At 70.5% G+C, this 19374-nt stretch carries 18 protein-coding genes; 7 read left to right on the top strand and 11 right to left on the bottom strand.

Features of this window, described 5'->3' with window-relative positions; translation table 11 throughout:
- Positions 1–21 precede the first annotated feature (21 nt).
- Positions 22–663 carry an IclR family transcriptional regulator gene (locus tag OG782_RS13415; protein ID WP_266779352.1) on the top strand — a complete coding sequence of 214 codons (642 nt, stop codon included), beginning with the start codon at positions 22–24 and terminating at the stop codon, positions 661–663.
- A gap of 299 nt (positions 664–962) precedes the next feature.
- Entirely contained in the window at positions 963–1751 is a 789-nt protein-coding gene (locus OG782_RS13410; protein WP_406450613.1) for a S16 family serine protease, read from the top strand.
- Here OG782_RS13410 and OG782_RS13405 read toward each other — a convergent pair.
- The 8 genes from OG782_RS13405 to OG782_RS13370 form a co-directional block, all read right to left on the bottom strand.
- Positions 1681–3039 (bottom strand): MFS transporter, encoded by a 1359-nt coding sequence (locus OG782_RS13405; protein ID WP_406450611.1) that lies wholly within the window; start codon positions 3037–3039, stop codon positions 1681–1683. The two genes, OG782_RS13410 and OG782_RS13405, sit on opposite strands and share 71 nt — an antisense overlap.
- A gap of 3 nt (positions 3040–3042) precedes the next feature.
- Positions 3043–3243 carry a hypothetical protein gene (locus OG782_RS13400; RefSeq protein WP_406450609.1) on the bottom strand — a complete coding sequence of 67 codons (201 nt, stop codon included), beginning with the start codon at positions 3241–3243 and terminating at the stop codon, positions 3043–3045.
- A gap of 15 nt (positions 3244–3258) precedes the next feature.
- The gene (locus OG782_RS13395) at positions 3259–3867 is read right to left on the bottom strand and encodes an ArsR/SmtB family transcription factor (RefSeq protein ID WP_406450607.1); all 609 of its coding nucleotides are present in this window, start codon (positions 3865–3867) and stop codon (positions 3259–3261) included.
- Positions 3868–3968: 101 nt separating this feature from the next.
- Positions 3969–4958, bottom strand: coding sequence for a glycine betaine ABC transporter substrate-binding protein (locus OG782_RS13390; protein WP_406450605.1), 990 nt, complete (start codon positions 4956–4958; stop codon positions 3969–3971).
- Entirely contained in the window at positions 4955–5839 is an 885-nt protein-coding gene (locus OG782_RS13385) for an ABC transporter permease (protein WP_406450603.1), read from the bottom strand. Before OG782_RS13385 ends, OG782_RS13390 begins: the two co-directional genes overlap by 4 nt.
- Positions 5836–7098 carry a betaine/proline/choline family ABC transporter ATP-binding protein gene (locus tag OG782_RS13380; RefSeq protein WP_406450601.1) on the bottom strand — a complete coding sequence of 421 codons (1263 nt, stop codon included), beginning with the start codon at positions 7096–7098 and terminating at the stop codon, positions 5836–5838. The genes OG782_RS13385 and OG782_RS13380 overlap by 4 nt, the downstream gene beginning before the upstream one ends.
- A complete protein-coding gene (locus OG782_RS13375; RefSeq protein WP_406450599.1) occupies positions 7091–7738 on the bottom strand; it encodes an ABC transporter permease in 648 nt (215 codons plus the stop codon). The genes OG782_RS13380 and OG782_RS13375 overlap by 8 nt, the downstream gene beginning before the upstream one ends.
- A gap of 15 nt (positions 7739–7753) precedes the next feature.
- Entirely contained in the window at positions 7754–8227 is a 474-nt protein-coding gene (locus OG782_RS13370; RefSeq protein ID WP_250969527.1) for an Lrp/AsnC family transcriptional regulator, read from the bottom strand.
- A 133-nt stretch (positions 8228–8360) separates the two neighbouring features.
- On the opposite strand from OG782_RS13370, the gene hppD reads away from it, so the two are divergent.
- Entirely contained in the window at positions 8361–9506 is a 1146-nt protein-coding gene (gene hppD, locus OG782_RS13365) for a 4-hydroxyphenylpyruvate dioxygenase (RefSeq protein ID WP_406450597.1), read from the top strand.
- Positions 9507–9580: 74 nt separating this feature from the next.
- On the opposite strand, the gene OG782_RS13360 is transcribed toward hppD, so the two are convergent.
- On the bottom strand, positions 9581–11359 hold the full coding sequence (locus OG782_RS13360; RefSeq protein WP_406450595.1) for a tetratricopeptide repeat protein: 1779 nt from the start codon (positions 11357–11359) through the stop codon (positions 9581–9583).
- A gap of 97 nt (positions 11360–11456) precedes the next feature.
- Here OG782_RS13360 and OG782_RS13355 point away from each other — a divergent pair, with 97 nt between their 5' ends.
- Positions 11457–12824 (top strand): FAD-binding oxidoreductase, encoded by a 1368-nt coding sequence (locus tag OG782_RS13355; RefSeq protein ID WP_406450593.1) that lies wholly within the window; start codon positions 11457–11459, stop codon positions 12822–12824.
- Between the two features lie 17 nt (positions 12825–12841).
- Here OG782_RS13355 and OG782_RS13350 read toward each other — a convergent pair whose 3' ends face one another.
- Positions 12842–13318 carry an SsgA family sporulation/cell division regulator gene (locus OG782_RS13350; protein WP_406450591.1) on the bottom strand — a complete coding sequence of 159 codons (477 nt, stop codon included), beginning with the start codon at positions 13316–13318 and terminating at the stop codon, positions 12842–12844.
- A gap of 266 nt (positions 13319–13584) precedes the next feature.
- Here OG782_RS13350 and OG782_RS13345 point away from each other — a divergent pair, with 266 nt between their 5' ends.
- Both OG782_RS13345 and OG782_RS13340 read left to right on the top strand, forming a co-directional pair.
- The gene (locus OG782_RS13345; protein WP_406450589.1) at positions 13585–15339 is read left to right on the top strand and encodes an RDD family protein; all 1755 of its coding nucleotides are present in this window, start codon (positions 13585–13587) and stop codon (positions 15337–15339) included.
- Positions 15340–15506: 167 nt separating this feature from the next.
- On the top strand, positions 15507–16178 hold the full coding sequence (locus OG782_RS13340; RefSeq protein ID WP_406450587.1) for an RDD family protein: 672 nt from the start codon (positions 15507–15509) through the stop codon (positions 16176–16178).
- Positions 16179–16229: 51 nt separating this feature from the next.
- Here the strand turns inward: OG782_RS13340 and OG782_RS13335 are convergent, their stop codons facing one another.
- Positions 16230–16577 carry a hypothetical protein gene (locus tag OG782_RS13335; protein ID WP_406450585.1) on the bottom strand — a complete coding sequence of 116 codons (348 nt, stop codon included), beginning with the start codon at positions 16575–16577 and terminating at the stop codon, positions 16230–16232.
- A gap of 369 nt (positions 16578–16946) precedes the next feature.
- Here OG782_RS13335 and OG782_RS13330 point away from each other — a divergent pair, with 369 nt between their 5' ends.
- Positions 16947–19346, top strand: coding sequence for an immune inhibitor A domain-containing protein (locus OG782_RS13330; protein WP_406450583.1), 2400 nt, complete (start codon positions 16947–16949; stop codon positions 19344–19346).
- The last annotated feature ends 28 nt before the right edge of the window (positions 19347–19374 follow it).

Below are 19374 nucleotides of genomic sequence, written 5' to 3'. Positions count from 1 at the left end.
CACCAAAGAGGAGAGGGCGTCGTGACCGCGGAGACCTCCCAGACGCTCGACCGAGGACTGCGTGTCCTCAAACTGCTCGCCGACACCGACCACGGCCTGACGGTCACCGAGTTGTCCAACAAACTCGGCGTGAACCGCACCGTGGTCTACCGTCTGCTCGCCACCCTGGAACAGCACACCCTGATCCGCCGCGACCTGGGCGGCCGGGCAAGAGTCGGCCTGGGCGTGCTGCGCCTGGGCCGCCAGGTGCACCCCCTCGTACGGGAGGCCGCGCTGCCCGCGCTGCGCTCCCTGGCCGAGGACATCGGGGCCACGGCCCACCTCACGCTGGTCGACGGCTCGGACGCGCTCGCGGTCGCGGTCGTCGAACCGACGTGGACGGATTACCACGTGGCCTACCGGGCCGGCTTCCGTCATCCGCTCGACCGGGGCGCCGCGGGCCGGGCGATCCTCGCCGCACGGCAGAAGCCGGTGGGTGAGACGGCCTTCACCCTCACCCACGGCGAGCTCGAAGCGGGGGCCAGCGGGGCTGCGGCCGCGCTGATGGGGGTGACGGGGGTCGAGGGCAGCGTCGGAGTGGTGATGCTCGCGGACGCGGTCCCGGAACGGGTCGGGCCCCGGGTGGTCGACGCGGCCCGCGAGGTCGCGGACGCGCTTCGCTGACGCGGGGCGGGGCGGGGCGGGGCGGGGCCCCGCACCATGGGGAAACCCGGCCCGTCCGGCGAACCGGTTCCGCCCTCAATCGCCGGGCAGGCTGGAAGATGCCCTCAATCGCCGGGCAGGCTTGATATGCCGCCCGGCCAAACCCAGCCCGTCCGGCGTTTGAGGACGGAACCGGTCAGGGCGGGGCCCCGCTCCCCGGAAGTGCCCGCCGTCCGGCGAACCGGTTCCGCCCTCAAACGCCGGGCAGGCCACAGGCGCCCTCCGCCCGGCGGCGGTCCGCGGGCGGTTAGATTGGGCGGGTGTTCACACGTCGCTCGCGCCCCCGCACCCTCGCCCTCTGCGCACTCCCGGTCCTCGCCCTCTTCGGCGTAGCCGCCTTCGCGCCGCTGCCGTTCACGCTGGCGCAGCCGGGCACGACCGCGAATGTGCTCGGGGACGACCACGGCACACCCGTGATCAGCATCAAGGGCACCCCCACCCGGCCCACCACGGGCCAGCTGCGGATGACGACGATCGTGGCGACCGGGCCCGAAACCGATGTCCGGATCGGCGACGTGATCGACGGCTGGTTCCGTACGGACCGGGCGGTCCTGCCCCATGACTCCGTCTTCCCGACCGGCGGCTCCGAGAAGGAGATCGAGAAGCACAACCTCGACGACATGGTGAAGTCGCAGGACTCCGCGGTGGAAGCCGCCCTGAACTACCTGGACAGGAAGCCCGGTTCGGTCGATGTGACCCTGCACCTCGCCGATGTGGGCGGCCCCAGCGCCGGCCTGTTCTTCGCGCTCGGCATCATCGACAAGCTCGACGGCGACGGCTCCGGCGGCGACCTCACCGGTGGCCGCTCCATCGCCGGCACGGGCACGATCCAGCCGGACGGCGAGGTCGGCGCGGTCGGCGGTGTCTCGCTCAAGACTCAGGCGGCCCGGCGCGACGGGGCGAGCGTCTTCCTCGTACCGAAGGCCGAGTGCAAGGAGGCGGAGTCCGAGCTGCCGAAGGGGCTCCGGCTGATCCCGGTCACGAATCTGAAGGACGCGGTGTCCTCGCTGCGGTCGCTGGATCACGGGGGGAAGACCCCGAGCTGCTGACCCCGTCCGCCGCACGGCCCCCGGGCTCCCCGGCACGCTCCCCGGACGGCACGCCGTCCATCGTCCGCCAGGCCGGGAAGACCAGCGGGCTCAGCGTCGCGGTCAGGTACACCGCGCCCATCGCCAGCAGCGCCCCCGTGGCGCCCACGCTCTCCACCAGCAGGCCGGCCGCGAGCCCGCCCACCGGCATGGCCAGTTCGCAGCCGGCGGTGATCGCCCCCGAGACCCGGCTGCGCAGCGCGTCGGGAACGCTGCCGTAGATCACCGTCGTCAGGATCGGGTTCAGGACCCCGCCCGCGATCCCGCTCAGCACCATCGTCACCGCGAGCGGCAGCGTCGTGCCGGTCAGCGCGGCGACCAGGAATCTCGGCGCACCGCAGAGCACCACGCACACACTGAACACGGTCCACCGCGAGTAGCGGTGCCCCACGGCTCCGTACAGCAGCGCCCCGGTCAGACCGCCCGCCCCGAACAAGGCGGTGAGCAGCCCGAGGTCGCGCGCCCCGCCCAGTTCGGCCGAGGCGTGCACCGGGAGCAGGACGGCGTTCCAGCCCTGGTCGGTGCCGTTCATGAACAGGACCATCACCACGACCCCCAGCAGCAGCCGGTTGCCGAACAAGTAGGCGTAACCCTCCCGCAGTTCGCGCCGGTAGGTGCGCAGCGAGACGGGCGCCGCGTCCTTGACCGGCTCCGCCGCGCGGACACCCCGTACGCCCGCCGCGATCAGCGCGGCCGAGGTCAGGAAGGTCGCCGCGTCCAGCAGCAGCACGGTCTCCGCGCCGACCAGTGCGATCAGCACCCCGGCGAGCGCCGCCCCGACCATCCGGGCGCCGCGCGAGACCGCGTCGAAGAGGCTGGCGGCGCGGGCGAGCGTGGTGCCCGCGTGCTCGGCCAGGTCGGGCACGAGGACGTAGCGCGCGGTGTTGCCGGGGGTGTGGACGAGCCCGTTGAGTGCCATCAGGGCGCAGAGCATCCAGAAGGCGAGCGCGTCGGCGTAGTACAGCAACGGCACTGCGGCGACGGCGAGTCCGCACACCGTGTCGGAGGCGACGGCGACCCGGCGCCGGCCGATCCGGTCGATGACGGGCCCGCCGATCAGTGCGGAGACGACGATCGGCAGGGTCGCGCAGAAGGCGACGACGCCGGCCCTTGCGGCGCTTCCGGTGGTTTCGAGGACGAACCACGGGACGCCGATCAGGGTGAGTGAAGTACCGGCGGTGGATATGGAGTTGGCGGTCAGTACGGCGGCGAGCGGTATCCGGTCGGGCTTGTTCGTCCCCCTGTCCACGGGCTACGCCGGCCGAGGCGCGCGGGATGCCGCGACCGGGCGGTTCGGCATCAGGCGCAGGCCCAGCTCGACCATGGTCCAGCCCAGTCGGGTCCGCAGGTCCTTGCGGGGGACGCGGTGCTGTACGAGGCGGAAGTCGGCTGCCTCGCGCCGCAGTTCGGCGGAGCGTATGCGGTGCAGCGAGAGGTGCGTGTCGGGATGCATGGCGTGGTGGTCCCTTCAGTCGGTGGGGCGCGGGAAGACGTGCAGGTGGGTGCGGACGACGGCGGATCCCTCGGTGTCCTCGGGGACGCGGCCGCGGTAGCTGTTGACCAGTTCGTGGATCTTGTCGGAGAGCTCCTGGGTGAGCTCAGGGGTGAGCCGCACCTTGAAGTCGCTGAGGTCCGAGCTCGCGTACCACTCCTGGGGCCACTCGTGCATCGTGCCGAGCCAGGTGTTCAGCTCCTGCGTGTGCGTCGACGCGACCTCGTGGAGGACGACGCCCATGGCGCCGCGCACCTCGGGGTCGGGGTCGTTCAGGAACTCGGGTCCGAAGGAGGCGCCGGCGTGCACGGCCCGCCACCAGCGTTCGCGCCCCTTGCCGCGCGTCGGATCGTCCTCGACGAAGCCGTACGTGGCGAGCTGGCGCAGGTGGTAGCTGGTGGCGCCGCTGGACTCACCGAGCCGGTCGGCGAGACCGGAGGCGGTGGCGGGACCGAACTCCCGCAGGGCGTTGAGCAGCTTGATGCGCAAGGGGTGGGCGAGTCCGCGCAGGGTGCGGGCGTCGATGCTGAGGACCTTCGGGTCCGCCGCGTTCGCGGCCCCGTCGTCGGGCTCTGTCGTTGGCATGCCTCAACCATAGAGTTGCAAAGACAGCTTTGCAACAGGTCTTTGCAACATCTTCTTTGTAACTCGTCGGGACCTCGCCGCGCCCCGTGGCCGCCCCCCCGTCACCCCTCCTTGATGAACCCCTCCGCGATCAGCCAGGCCTTCGCCACCTCGTGCGGGTCCTCCCCGTCGACGTCCACCCTGGCGTTCAGCACCTGCGCGACCTCCGTGGTCAGCCGCGCGCTGAGCGGGTTCAGCAGAGCGGCGATCACCGGGTACTTGTCGAACGTCGCGGTGTGGATGACGGGGGCCGCGTTGTAGTTGGGGAAGAAGTGCTTGTTGTCCGCCAGCACATCGAGGTCCATCGCCTTGATCCGGCCGTCCGTGGTGAACACCTCACCGAGCAGACAGGAATCGGACTTCGACACCTGGGTGTAGACGATGCCCGCGTCCATCTTCTTGATGTTGGCCTGCGGGATCGACATCCCGTACGCCTTCTCCATCCCGGGCAGCCCGTCGTCGCGCGAGGCGAACTCGTTCTCCACGCAGATCGTCACCGCCGACGGGTTCTTCTTCGACAGCGCGGCGACGTCGGAGAGCGTCCTCAGGTGGTACTTCGCGTTGTTCTTCTTGCTGATGGCGAGCGCGTAGGTGTTGTTGAGGGTGGACTGCGGAAGCCACGTCACCCCGTTCTTACGGTCCTCGGCGCGCACCGCCTCCCACTGCTTCAGCGGGTCGGTGACCGGCTTCGCGTGGCCGAGGTAGGTGATCCAGCCGGTGCCCGTGTACTCGTACATCGCGTCGGCGTCGCCCTGGACGATCGCCTCGCGCGCGCTGATCGAGCCGGGCAGGTTCGTCCGGTCCAGGACCTCGGCCCCGGCGGCCTTGAAGATCAGGCCGATCATCTGGCCCAGGATGATGTTCTCGCTGAAGTTCTTCGAGGTGACGGTCAGCGAGGCGCCGTCCAGCGGCTGCCCCTGCCCGACCGACCCCGGCACCACGTCGTCCACCATCGGGGAACCGCTCTTGAGCCCGCACCCCGCCAGCACCAGCGCCAGGGCGGCCGCGCCCGCCAGGGCCGTACGCACACGCCTGCGGCCTCTCGCCCTCATTGCCCCGCCTCCAGTCCGCGCGGTGTCAGCGCCACCTCGACCAGCGAGGCCAGCCAGTCCACCAGCAGCGCCAGGACCACCGTCAGTACGGAGCCGAGCACCAGCACCGGCATGCGCTGCGTCTGGATGCCGGACGTGATCAGGTCCCCGAGCCCGCCGCCGCCCCCGAAGGTCGCCAGGGTCGCCGTGCCCACGTTGAGGACGAGCGCGGTCCGGACACCGGCCAGGATCAGCGGGACGGCGAGCGGGAGTTCGACCTTCCGCAGCGTCCCCAGCGCCGACATGCCGATGCCGCGCGAGGCCTCCACCAGCGTCGGCTCGATCGCCTTCAGGCCGGCGACCGTGTTGGAGAGCACCGGCAGCACCGCGTAGATCACCATTCCGGTGATCGCCGTCGACGGGCCGATGCCCAGCCAGATCACCAGCAGGGCCAGCAGACCGATCGCCGGGGTCGCCTGCCCGATGTTGGCGATCGCCGTGACCAGCGGAGCGGCCTTGCTCAGGCCGCGGCGGGTCAGCGCGATGCCCAGCGGAATGGCGATGATCAGCACCCAGAACGTCGAGATCGCGGTCAGCCTGACGTGCTGCCACCACCGCAGCTGCACCGTGTCGCCGGCCAGCGAGTTCTCCGCGATCGAGTCGAGGTCGACGTTGGTGATCCACACGTACGTGATGACGAGCACCACCGCGAGCGCCGCGGGAACGAGCACCAGCTTGCGCCAGGTGAGGCGGCGGGGCGGTCCGGCCGGCGGCGGGGCCGGTTCCTCCTCCTCGTCGCGGAAGGCGTGGCCCTTGACGTCGTGCTCGCCCGGCGGCCGGTCCCGGTCGGACGCGGGGACCGGCCCGGGGGAGCCGGGACCGGTCGGGGACTGGGGAGTCATGTGCCCGCACCGCCCTCCAGCTCCTGGACGGTCTGATGGGTGCGCAGCTCCTCCAGGTCGTGCTGGTGCTCGATGGCGGTGAGCCGGTCGGCCTCCAGGAGCTCGTGCACGGAGTTCATCAGGGTGGCCATGTCGACGACCCCGATGAACTCCCCGCGCCGCCCGGTCACCGCGACCCGGCCGCCGCTGTCGGTCAGCACCGCCTCCAGCGCGTCGTGCAGCGTCGCGTCCCTGGTCACCGTGTCGTGCACCAGCTGCCCGGCCCGCGCCAGCGAACCGCGGGCCCGCATCAGGTCGCCGCGCCGCAGCCACTTGTACGGGCGGTTCCTGCGGTCCAGCATCAGCAGCTCGTTGTGCGGCCCGCTGCGCAGCTTGTTGAAGATCGACTGGAGCGGGTCGTCGACCGTCACCGTCGGGAACTCGGCGATCTCCACGTCCCGTACGCGGGTGAGGTTGAGCCGCTTCAGCGCCGCACCGGCCCCGACGAAGCCGGAGACGAAGTCGTCGGTGGGATTGGTGAGGATGGCCTCCGGGGTGTCGAACTGCGCGATGTGCGAGTGCTCGCGCAGCACGGCGATCCGGTCGCCCAGCTTGATCGCCTCGTCGAAGTCGTGGGTGACGAAGACGATCGTCTTGTGGAGCTCGTGCTGGAGCCGGATCAGCTCGTCCTGGAGGTGGTCACGGGTGATCGGGTCGACCGCGCCGAACGGCTCGTCCATCAGCAGCACCGGCGGATCGGCGGCCAGTGCCCGTGCCACCCCCACCCGTTGCTGCTGACCTCCGGAGAGGCCGCGCGGATAGCGGCCGTGGAACTCGCGGGGGTCCAGCCCGACCAGGTCGAGCATCTCCTCGACCCGGTCCTTCACCTTCGACTTCGACCAGCCCACCATCTTCGGTACGAGGGCGATGTTCTCGGCGACCGTCATGTGCGGGAAGAGCCCGGACGACTGGATCGCGTACCCGATCTTCCGGCGCAGCTTCACCGGGTCGATGTCGGTGACGTCCTCGTCGCCGATCCTGATCCGGCCGGAGGTCGGCTCGATCAGCCGGTTGATCATCTTCAGGGTGGTCGACTTCCCGCAGCCGGACGGGCCGACGAAGATCACGGTCTCGCCGGCCCTGATGTCCATCGAGACGTTGTCCACGGCCGGACTGGGATTGCCCGGATAGATCTTGCTCAGGTCCTCCAGCTGGATGGTCGCGCCGGAGGTGGCGTTGACGGCCGGCTCCGGCCCGGTCTCTGCGACGGTCTCAGACACGGATCCCCCTCGGGATGGTGAGCCGCCCCAGCAGCACGTACGCGGCGTCGAAGAGCAGGGCGAGGATGACGATGCCGATGGTGCCCGCGAGCACCGAGTTGATGGCATTGGCGCTGCCCAGCGAGGCGATGCCGCGGAAGATCTCGTTGCCCAGACCGGGCCCGGAGGCGTACGCGGCGATGGCGGCGATCCCCATCAGCATCTGGGTGGAGACCCTGATGCCGGTGAGGATGGGCGGCCATGCCAGGGGCAGCTCCACCTTGCAGAGCCGGGCGATCCGCGACATCCCGATCCCCTTCGCCGCGTCCACGAGCGCCGGGTCCACGCCGCGCAGTCCGACGATGGAGTTGCGGACGATGGGCAGCAGCCCGTACAGCGTCAGGGTGATCACCGTCGGCGCCACCCCGAGCCCGACCAGCGGGATCAGCAGACCGATCGCGGCGAGGGACGGGATGGTCAGGACGGTCGCCGTCGAGGTGATCGCCACCGAGGAACCCCAGCCGCTGCGATAGCTGACGACCCCGATCAGCACCCCGAGCAGGGTGGCGATGACCATGCACTGGAAGACGGCGCTGGCGTGCTGGAACGCGTCGGTGAGCAGCTGCTGGTGACGATTTCCCAGGTACTCCCAGAAGCTCACACGTCACTCCTCGGCTCAGTCGGTGTCCTGCGCCGCCTGCTCCACGAGCGGGATGATGCGCAGAGGTACGGGGTTCTCCATGACGATGGCCGTGGAGGCCCGGACAATGCCATCAAATCCGACAACCCGGTCGATCACCCGCTGGAGATCGGCGTTGGAACGGGCCACGAGCCGGCAGAACATGTCCCCCTGCCCGGTGGTGGTGTGCAGCTCCAGCACCTCCGGTACGCCACCCAAATGCGCCCGTACGTCGGCGCCTTGGCCCTGCTTGATCTCCAGCGTCGCGAACGCGGTGACGGGATAGCCGAGGGCCGCCGGGTCGACATCGGGGCCGAATCCGCGGATGACGCCATTCGACTGAAGACGGTCCAGCCGAGCCTGTACCGTCCCGCGCGCCACGCCGAGCCGGCGCGACGCCTCCAGGACCCCGATCCGGGGCTCGCGCGCCAGCAGGACGATGAGCCGCCCGTCCAGATGATCGATTGCCATGGCCGGCCTCCGGGGTGGAATGTGATGGTCATCATGTACAGATAGCCCGCACATCATGGCCATCGGCTATGCGGATTGCCCAGTGATTTCACGAACTGTTGCGCATCTTGCGAAGCGGCGGGACGCTTCGAACATGACTGAGACGATGCACAGCACCCCCGGGACAGCGCGGCAGGCCGACCCCTTCCCGGTGAAGGGAATGGACGCCGTCGTCTTCGCCGTCGGCAACGCCAAGCAGGCCGCGCACTACTACTCCACGGCCTTCGGCATGAAGCTGGTCGCCTACTCCGGACCGGAGAACGGCAGTCGCGAGACCGCCAGTTACGTCCTGACCAACGGCTCCGCGCGCTTCGTCTTCACGTCCGTCATCAAGGTGTCCACGGACCACGGCCGCTTCCTCGCCGACCACGTGGCCGAGCACGGCGACGGCGTCGTCGACCTGGCCATCGAGGTCCCGGACGCCCGCGCCGCCTACGCGTACGCCGTCGAGCACGGCGCCCTCGGCCTCGCCGAGCCGCACGAGGTGAAGGACGAGAACGGCACCGTCGTCCTGGCCGCCATCGCCACGTACGGCCAGACCCGCCACACCCTCGTCGAGCGCTCCGGCTACGACGGCCCCTACCTCCCGGGCTTCGCCGCCGCGGACCCGATCGTCGAGCCCCCGGCCAAGCGGTTCTTCCAGGCCATCGACCACTGCGTCGGCAACGTCGAGCTCGGCCGGATGAACGAGTGGGTCGGCTTCTACAACAAGGTCATGGGCTTCACCAACATGAAGGAGTTCGTGGGCGACGACATCGCCACCGAGTACTCCGCGCTCATGTCCAAGGTCGTCGCCGACGGCACGCTCAAGGTCAAGTTCCCGATCAACGAGCCCGCCGTCGCCAAGAAGAAGTCCCAGATCGACGAGTACCTGGAGTTCTACGGCAGCGCGGGCGTCCAGCACATCGCGCTCGCCACCAACGACATCGTCGCCTCCGTGAAGGCGATGCGCGCGGCCGGCGTCCAGTTCCTCGACACCCCGGACTCCTACTACGACACCCTGGGCGAGTGGGCGGGCGAGACCCGGGTGCCCGTGGAGACCCTCCGCGAGCAGAAGATCCTCGTCGACCGCGACGAGGACGGCTACCTGCTCCAGATCTTCACCAAGCCGGTCCAGGACCGGCCGACGGTCTTCTTCGAGATGATCGAGCGCCACGGCTCCATGGGCTTCGGCAAGGGCAACTTCAAGGCCCTGTTCGAGGCGATCGAGCGCGAGCAGGAGAAGCGCGGCAACCTCTGACCGGAAGCGGACGACCACGACGGGCGGGCCGGATCTTCTGGCCCGCCCGTCGCCGCGTGGACCGGTGCCCCGCGTCAGTGACCCGCCGGTGAGTGCGGGGCCGACGGCTTCGCCGGAGTGTGCGCGGCCCGGCCCGCGTCCTTCTCCGGCGTGCCCGCCGCCGCCTTCGGCGCCTTCGCGTCCGCCTTCTGTCCGCCCGGCTTCGCCTTCTGCGCCTGCGGTCCCGCCGCCGGGGCCGGGGCCTCGCCCGGCGCCTGTCCGGGCTCACCGGCCGGCTCCGGTGGCTCGACCGGGGCGGGTTCCGGAGCCTGAGACGGTTCGGGTTCCGGCTGCGGAGCCGGCTGCATGTCCCGCGGGCCGCCCGCCGGGGGCAGCCCCAGCGTGTCCAGGGCCTCCTGCGCCCTCGGCGCGTCCAGCGGCGAGAACCGCGGGTTGGTGCGCAGCGCCTCCTCCAGATGGCGGCGGGCCGGACCGAAGTCGTTCAACGCCCGCTGGACCATGCCCAGGTGGTACGCGTACGCCGCGTTCTGGCCGCCCGAGTCGACGGCCCGCTCCGCGTACTCCAGCGCCGAAGCCGAATCGCCCGAGCGGTGCAGCGCCCAGCCCAGCGCATCGGCCACCGCCGCGCTGTGGTGGCCGCGGTCCCACTCCGCCCGCAGCAGCTCCACCGCCGCGGCCGCGTCACCGTGGGCGGCCTCGAAGCTGCCCAGGAGCAGGGAATCGTCCACGCCCTGCTCCTTCGCACGGGCCAGTGCCCTGCGCAGCTGCGTGTACTGGTTGGCCGAGTCGCCGTCCAGGCCGAGCGACTCGTACAGCTCTCCCAGCTCCACCATGTAGGCCGGGCGCGGGGACTTCGCCAGCGCCGCCCGGTAGTCGCGCTGCGCCTCGTCGGTCCGCCCGAGCGCCGCCAGGGCCCGCGCCCGTCCGGCGAGGGACGGGTGATGGGCGGAATCGGTGCGCAGCGCGGCCCCGTACTGGGCCACCGCCTCCTGCGGCTCACCCCGCTCCCAGGCCAGCTCGCCCAGCCGGGACAGGCAGGCCGCCTTCTCCGCGGGCGTCCTCGCCCGGTTCGCGGCGTCCTGCGCGGTCGCCAGCGCGTCCTCGCGCCAGCCCCGGTCCCGGTACATGTCCGCCGTCCGCCCCAGCGACGGGACGCCCGCCCGAAGCGCCGCGAACTTCTCCACCGCCGTGATCGCCGACTTCTGGTCGCCCAGGCCGTTGTAGGCGTCGATCAGCTGCGGGTACACCGTCCACTGCCCGGGCTGCCGGGAGCGGACCGTCTCACCCCACTTCTTCGCCGTCACGAAGTCGTGCCGGGCGTTGGCGAGCGAGGCGAGCCCCAGCCAGGCCGCCTCGTTGCCGCGCTCGCCCGGCTGCACGTTCAGCGACCGCTTCAGCGCCTGTTCGGCGCGGGCGTAGTACGACGGGTCCGCGGCCCGGTCCGCCCACTCCACGTACGCCGACCCGAGCACCGCCCAGGACCGCGCGTCCGACGGATGCGTGCCCACCCACTGCTGGCGGTCGCCGATCAGAGCCGTCAGATCGGAGAGCGAGGCCGGGGAGCCCGCGGTCGTCGCGGTCATCGCCCGCGAGACGGGACCCGGCACGGGCGGCGCCGCTTCCTGGTCGTCGTCGGGCACCGCGACCACCGCACCCGTCACCAGTACCGCCCCCGCCACCACACCCAACGCGGCCCTGCGCAGAGTCGTGCGCAGCGAGGCGGGCGGCGGTTCGGCCAGGAAAACGGGGTCCGGCGCCACGGCGGGCGGGGACTCGCAGGGCGGGGCGTAGGCGGTCTCGGGGGAGTGGTCCGGCCCGGGGGCCGCCGATGGCTGCTGAGGCGTGACGTCCATGCCGATCACTCTGCGTCAGTACGAAGATCACACCACGCCTTGCGAACGCCAGCGCATACGGGTTCACACCAATGGGCCCGGGTGTCAGTCTTGGATCATGGACGATCTTCTCGAACTACTCCGCGCGGGGCTGCCGGCCGATGCCCTGATCACCGATCCGGACATCACCGCCTCCTACGCCAACGACATGGCGAGCTTCTGCGAAGCGGGCACCCCCGCCGTCGTCACGCTGCCGCGCACCGTCGAGCAGGTCCAGCACATCATGCGCACCGCCACGGCCCTGCGCGTCCCGGTCGTCCCCCAGGGTGCCCGCACGGGCCTGTCCGGCGCGGCCAACGCCTCCGACGGCTGCATCGTGCTCTCCCTGGTCAAGATGGACCGGATCCTGGAGATCAGCCCCGTCGACCGCATCGCCGTCGTGGAGCCGGGCGTCATCAACGCCGTGCTCTCCCGGGCGGTCAACGAACACGGGCTGTACTACCCGCCGGACCCCTCCAGCTGGGAGATGTGCACCATCGGCGGCAACATCGGCACCGCGTCCGGCGGTCTGTGCTGCGTGAAGTACGGGGTCACCGCCGAATACGTCCTCGGCCTCGACATCGTCCTCGCGGACGGGCGCCTGCTCACCACCGGCCGCCGCACCGCGAAGGGCGTCGCCGGCTACGACCTCACCCGGCTCTTCGTCGGCTCCGAGGGCAGCCTCGGAATCGTCGTCAAGGCCGTCCTCGCGCTCAAGCCGCAGCCGCCCCGGCAGCTGGTCCTGGCCGCCGAGTTCCCCAGCGCCGCGAGCGCCTGCGACGCCATCTGCCGGATCATGGAACGCGGTCACACTCCGTCACTCCTCGAACTGATGGACCGTACAACAGTCCGAGCCGTCAACAAGATGACGAACATGGGCCTCCCCGACTCCACCGAGGCACTCCTTCTCGCCGCCTTCGACACCCCGGACCCCTCCGCCGACCTCGCCGCCGTCGCCGAGCTGTGCACGGCCGCCGGCGCCACCGAGGTCGTCCCCGCAGAGGACGCCGCCGAGTCCGAAATGCTGCTCCAGGCACGGCGGATGTCGCTCACCGCGCTGGAGACCGTCAAGTCGGCGACGATGATCGACGACGTGTGCGTACCCCGCTCGAAGCTCGGCGCCATGCTCGAGGGCACGGCGGCCGTCGCCGAGAAGTACGACCTCACCATCGGCGTCTGCGCGCACGCGGGCGACGGCAACACCCACCCCGTCGTCTGCTTCGACCACACCGACGCCGACGAGTCGCGGCGCGCCCGGGAATCCTTCGACGAGATCATGGCGCTCGGTCTCGAACTCGGCGGCACGATCACCGGCGAACACGGCGTGGGCGTACTCAAGAAGGAGTGGCTCGCCCGCGAACTCGGCGAGGTGAGCGTGGAACTGCACCGGGGCATCAAGCAGGCCTTCGACCCGCTGGGGCTCCTCAACCCGGGCAAGGTCTTCTGACAGCCCCGGCCGTCTCCTCAACCCTCCCCGTCCTGCGACTCGTCCGACGGCCAGGGGTCGCTCATCCACAGGTCGTCCGCCGGCAGCGGCGCGAGCAGCTCGGCGAGACCCTCGTCGATACCGAGCCGCTCGCTCTCCGTGCCCGGCGGCACGATCCGCAGCGTCCGCTCCACCCAGGTGGCCACCGCCACCGACGGCACCTCCAGCAGGGCGTTGCCGTCCGGCGAGGTCAGCGCCACGCAGATGATGCTGCGCCGGTCGATCTTGGTGGGCCAGATCCGTACGTCCCCGTGCCCGCACGGCCGGAACACGCCCTCCACCAGCAGATCGCGGGCGAACGTCCAGTGCACGGGGGCGTCGGAGCCGATGTGGAAGGTGATGTGCACGGCGTACGGGTCCTCGGTGCGATACGTCAGCCGGGCGGGTACGGGGATGCTGCGCTCGGGCGACAGGACCAGCTTGAGTTCCAGCTCGCGTTCCACGACGGTGTCCATGAGGTGCGTCCTTCCGATGCCTGTGAGCCGGTCCCATGACCGGTCCGCACAGGGAGAGAGCGCCCTCCCCGCCATCCATTACGCGACTTCGGGAAAAAAGTTCGGCGTGACCGGAAAGTGGTTCAAACGCCGGGACGGGCCCGGGGATACGCGGGTGTCTGATAGATGTGGACCCTTGTATTGGGACCGGCCGGCAGTCGGGGCCCGCGACGCCGCCCCCGACTGCCGGCCGGTCCGAGGCCTCGAAGAGATACGGGACCACGGTGATGAGCGCCCCAACCCCGGCACCCGGTGACGACAGCCCCCGCGAGGGGTACTACCCCGACCCGTCCATTCCCGGATACGTCCGGTACTGGAACGGCGCTTCATGGGTGCCCGGCACGAGCCGGCCGGCCCCGCAGCAGGGCGAGGCGATGCCCACTGCACCCGCCGAGGAGACGGCCGGACCGCAGGGGCCCGGCCCCGCGGCGGTGGACGAGACGGGTCCGGTCTTCTTCGACGAGGAGTCGTACGCGGGGAGCCGGCCCGAACCCGCCACCGCCTGGCAGGCCGACGCCTCGCGGCAGACCGGCTTCGGCGGCGAGCGCGACCGGCGGGTCTCCTGGGGCGGCGCCGGACAGCACGGCGAACAACACGGCGAACAGCCGGAGCCGGGCCCCGACCCGCGTACCCCCACGGGCAGTTCCCCGGCCGACCGCACCCCGGCCGACCGCACCCCGGACGGCCACATCCCCGCCGACCGTGCACCTGCTGCCCGCGCCCCCGCCGACCGCACCCCCGCTGTCCGCGCCCCCGCCGACCGCACCCCGGACGGACACATCCCGGACGGACACATCCCGGCCGACCGCACCCCGGACGGCCACATCCCCGCCGACCGTGCACCTGCTGTCCGCGCCCCCGCTGTCCGCGCCCAGGCGGACGACGCCCCGGCCGACCGCGCCCCCGTCGATCCCCGGCAGCCGGCACAGCCCGCACAGCCCGACCCCACCGGCGGCGCGCTGCCGGGCATGCGGGACGGCGGCAGCCGGGTGCCCGAGAAGACCGTCGCCATCCGCGTCGGGCGGCCGGGCGGCTCCGGCCGCACGTCCGGCGACGCGGGGCGTCCGCCCGCCGAGGGCACGGTCGCGATCCGCCGCTCCGGCCCGCGCGACGCACAACAGCCGCCCGCCGACGGGACGCTGTCGATCCGTGCGATCGCCCCCGGACCGGGCGCGGGCACCGGCACCGCACCGGCCGCCCCGCAGGCCGCCACGCCCCCGTCCGCGCCTCCGCAGCAGGCCGCCGCGCCCGCCCCCGGCGAGCTCGGCAGCCCGCTCACGCCCGGCCCCGGCGGCGGCTCCGCCTCCTGGGCGCAGCCGGCCCATCAGCTGCCCCGCCCCGGACAGGCCGCCCGTCCGCAGGCGCCGGCCCAGCACCAGGGCCCCGCGTTCCCCCAGCAATCGCCCCCGGCCGAACGGCCCGACCAGCCCGTCGTGCCCTGGAAGCCCCCGGCCCAGGACCACTTCCAGCAGCTCGCGGCGGCCCGGACGGCCGCCCGACCGGCCGTGCTCGGCAAGCGGTTCGCCGCCCGCGTCATCGACACGGTCGTGCTCGGCGCACTCGTCGGCGCCGTCGCCGTACCCCTCGCCGCCCGCGCGGCGGACCACATCAACGACAAGATCGACGCGGCCAAGCTGTCCGGCGAGACGGTCACCGTATGGCTGGTCGACTCCACCACGGCAGCTCTGGCCGGCGCGGTCATCGCGGCCTTCCTGGTCCTCGGCGTCCTCCTGGAGGCGCTGCCGACCGCGAAGTGGGGACGTACGCTCGGCAAGAAGCTCTGCGGGCTCGAGGTACGGGACATCGAGTCCCACGATCCCCCCGGCTTCGGGGCCGCGCTGCGCCGCTGGCTCGTCTACGGGGTGCTGGGCGTGCTGGTGGTCGGTGTGGTCAACGTGCTGTGGTGCGTGTTCGACCGGCCGTGGCGCCAGTGCTGGCACGACAAGGCGGCCCACACCTTCGTGGCGGGCTCGACGGGCTGAGTGACCGGGCGGGCCGGGCGGGCCCGTGGTACGGCGGCTGTCCGATGTGCCCCGAGGCGACCCGCACGGCTGACGGCTCATCGGGTGAGGGGCCGTCGGGCGGTCTCCGTTCCCCCGAACGCACCTGAGCCGTTGCGGGCGGCGGCGCGGCGGGGTGCACTGCCCCCATGAGCAACGATCAGCCGACGTCCGGTCAGCCGCCCGAGGACGACCCGTTCCTCAAGAAGCCGCACGAGCCCCAGCCGCCGTCTTCCGGGTCGCCCTACGACAGCGTGCCGCCGTCTCCGCCGCCGCCCCCGCCGTACGATCCCGGCCCGTACGGCGGCGGCCAGTTCGGCGGTCCGGATCCGCTGGCCGGTATGCCGCCGCTCGCCGAGCCCGGCAAGCGGATCCTGGCCCGGCTGATCGACTTCCTGATCATCTCGATCCCGCTGTACCTGATCTCGCTGCCCTGGGGCGGCGCGGTCGAGATGTCGGACAACAACAACGGCAATGACGGCGTCGGCGACATCTTCGCCCAGACCTACAGCGGGCATCAGCTGCTCTGGTCGCTGATCGCCCTGGTGGTCTACGTCGCGTACGACACGTACTTCACGCACAAGGACGGCCGCACCCTGGGCAAGCGGCTGCTGAAGCTGCGGGTCGCGATGCTCAACGACGGCAGCGTGCCGGACACCGGCAGCGCCTTCATGCGGGCCGTGGTGCTGTGGCTGCCGGCGCTGCTGTGCTGCCCGTGCCTGTGGTGGCTGATCAACATCGTGCTGATGTTCACGGACAAGCCCTACCGGCAGGCCCTCCAGGACAAGGCGGCCAAGACGGTGGTGGTGGTCACCAACTGAGAACTGTCCGGTCGGGAGGGTGTGTCGGCACCTTCCCGGCCGGCCCGGTCGTCAGTGCCGCAGCGAGTGCTCGCCCACCCGCTCCGATGCGGTGCGTGCGGCCGGGATCCTGCTCTGCAGCGGGTCGGGGGTGCGGTCCTCGGCGTCGGCGGCGGGGACGGCGGCGGGGTGTGTGGGCACCTCGGTACCCGTACTCGCCGGTTTTGCCGTTCTCGCCGTGTTCCGGCGGGCCGGCAGGGGTACGGTGACGGACACCAGCAGGCCGAGTGCCAGCCCGGCCGTGCCGACCACGGCGATGCCGAGGACCGAACTGGTCCGGGACAGCAGCAACATGGCGAGCGTCGCGAAGACAACGGTGACCGAACCGTAGGAGAGCTGTGCGGCAGTGGGACGCGGCATGGCGGTTTCCGTCCTCGGGACGTCGGATGGGCAGTCTCTCAACACGGTCGCACTGTCAAGCGACTCTACGACGGTGGATGCCCTGGAGGAACGGGTAGTAAGCGTGACCTAACCCGCAGTACCGGTGCACGGGGGGCGCACTGAGTCATCTCGAGTGCCAATCAAGCGTTTTGGCGCGCCGGTTGGACGCAGGGATGCCGTCCGGATAGCGGAGATCTGCTCCTGCATAGTGCACTTGGCCTGTTCAAGTCAAGGTCTGTCTTTTCTTGCGTAACTCAGGTCGAATGTCGTCACTTGTGACGCGTTTCCGCGCGCGGCCCTTTCACACCTCCAGGCCGTAGTCGCGGGCGCCGGGGAGGACTGCATCACGTGATCATTAAGAGACGGGCGCTTCGCACCGGAGCGGTTGTCGTGGCCATGGCCGCGACCGCCGCCACCGCATCCGCCTTCGCCACAGCTCAGGCAGATGACCAGGCGTCAGGCACTGGTGCCTCCGTCGTCGACCGCCGTGACCCGGGGTCGGCCAAGGGCAATGCGCACGACCTGGACGGCCCGTTCAGCAAGCAGCAGGACGCTCAGCGTCAGGCCGCCCTGGAGCAGGTCATGTCCGGCGACAAGAAAGTGTCGACGCGCAACGGTTCCAAGGTCGTCAAGCTCGACGACAGCAAGTACGTCGAGCTCGGCCGCCAGTCGACCGACAAGATCTTCACCGTCCTCGTGGAGTTCGGTGACCAGGTCGACAACACCACCATGTTCGACCCGGACGGCGCCGGCCCCAAGCCCCCCGTCCCGAAGTACGGCGGCACGCCGGGCCCGGCGCACAACAAGATAGCCAAGCCGGACCCCAAGAAGGACAACAGCACCGCCTGGCAGGCCGATTACAACCAGGCCCACTTCCAGGACCTGTACTTCGGCGAGGGTGCCGGCAAGAACTCGCTCAAGACGTACTACGAGAAGACGTCCTCCGGGCGCTACTCGGTCGAGGGCGAGGTCTCCGACTGGGTCAAGGTCCCGTACAACGAGGCACGCTACGGGTCGAACTACTGCGGTTCGACCAACTGCGCCAACGCCTGGGACATGATCAAGGACGGCGTGAACGCCTGGACCGCCGATCAGAAGGCCAAGGGCCGTACGCTCGAGCAGATCAAGGCGGATCTCGCCCAGTACGACCAGTGGGACCGTTACGACTTCGACAATGACGGCGTCTTCAACGAGCCCGACGGCTACATCGATCACTTCCAGATCGTGCACGCCGGCGAGGACGAGTCCGCGGGTGGCGGCGCAGAGGGCAAGAACGCCATCTGGGCGCACCGCTGGTACGCGTACGGCACCAACGCCGGCGCGACCGGTCCGGGTGAGAACAAGGCCGGCGGCACGGAGATCGGTGACACCGGTATCTGGGTCGGCGACTACACCGCACAGCCCGAGAACGGCGGCCTGGGCGTCTTCGCCCACGAGTACGGCCACGACCTCGGTCTGCCGGACCTGTACGACACGACCAACACCGCCGAGAACTCGGTCGGTTTCTGGTCGCTGATGTCGGCCGGTTCCTGGCTCGGCACCGGTAAGAACAGCATCGGTGACCTGCCCGGCGACATGACCGCCTGGGACAAGTTCCAGCTGGGCTGGCTGGACTACGACGTGGCCAAGGCCGCGACGAAGTCCACCCACAAGCTGGGTGTGTCCGAGTACAACACCAAGAACAAGCAGGCACTTGTCGTCGACCTGCCCGACAAGGCAGTCACCACCGCTGTCACGACGCCCGCCGAGGGCGCCAAGCAGTGGTGGAGCGACATGGGCGACAACCTCAGCAACACGCTGTCGCGTCCGGTCGACCTGACTGGCAAGTCCAAGGCGTCCCTGGACCTCTCGGGCTGGTGGGACATCGAGAAGGACTACGACTACCTCTACACCGAGGTGTCGGAGAACGGCGGCGCGAGCTGGACCGCGATCGACGGGACGGCCGATGGCCAGCCCATCCCGCGCGACGCCAGTGACAAGCCGGCCCTGACCGACGTCTCCGGCAAGTACCAGAAGCTCTCGTACTCGCTGGACGCCTACGCGGGCAAGAAGATCGACATCCGCTTCCGCTACGCCACCGACGGCGGCGCGGGCGGCATCGGCTTCGCGGCCGACGTCATCTCGGTCAACGCCGACGGTGCCGCGCTCTTCACGGACAACGCCGAGGGCGACGACAACGGCTGGACCAGCAAGGGCTTCTCGCGGGTCGGCAAGTCGTTCTCCAAGATGTACCCGCAGCGCTACATCGCGGAGAACCGCCAGTACGTCTCGTACGACCAGACCCTCAAGGTCGGCCCGTACAACTTCGGTTTCGCCAACACCCGTCCCGACTGGGTCGAGCACTACCCGTACCAGAACGGCCTGCTGATCTGGCTGTGGGACAGCTCGCAGAAGGACAACAACGTCTCGGTCCACCCGGGCAAGGGCCTGATCCTGCCGATCGACGCGCACGCCAAGCCGCTGAAGTGGGCGGACGGCACGGTCATCCGCAACAAGATCCAGCCCTTCGACGCTCCGTTCAGCTGGTACCCCACCGACGGCTTCACGCTGCACAACGGTGACGTGGCCACGAAGATCAAGCCGCAGCTCGGCGTTCCGGTCTTCGACGACCACAAGGGCACCTACTGGTACAAGGAGAACGAGACCGGAAGCGTGCAGGTAACTGACACCAACACCCGGATCTCGATCATCAACGAGCCGCTCAGCGGCTCCACGGTGACCGTCCAGGTTGGCGCCTCGCACAAGTAATTCGGTAACACCGCAGGTCAGAGCATGA

Source organism: Streptomyces sp. NBC_00876 (assembly GCF_045207435.1).
Classification (GTDB): domain Bacteria; phylum Actinomycetota; class Actinomycetes; order Streptomycetales; family Streptomycetaceae; genus Streptomyces.
This window is presented reverse-complemented; position numbering and strand designations above follow the sequence as displayed.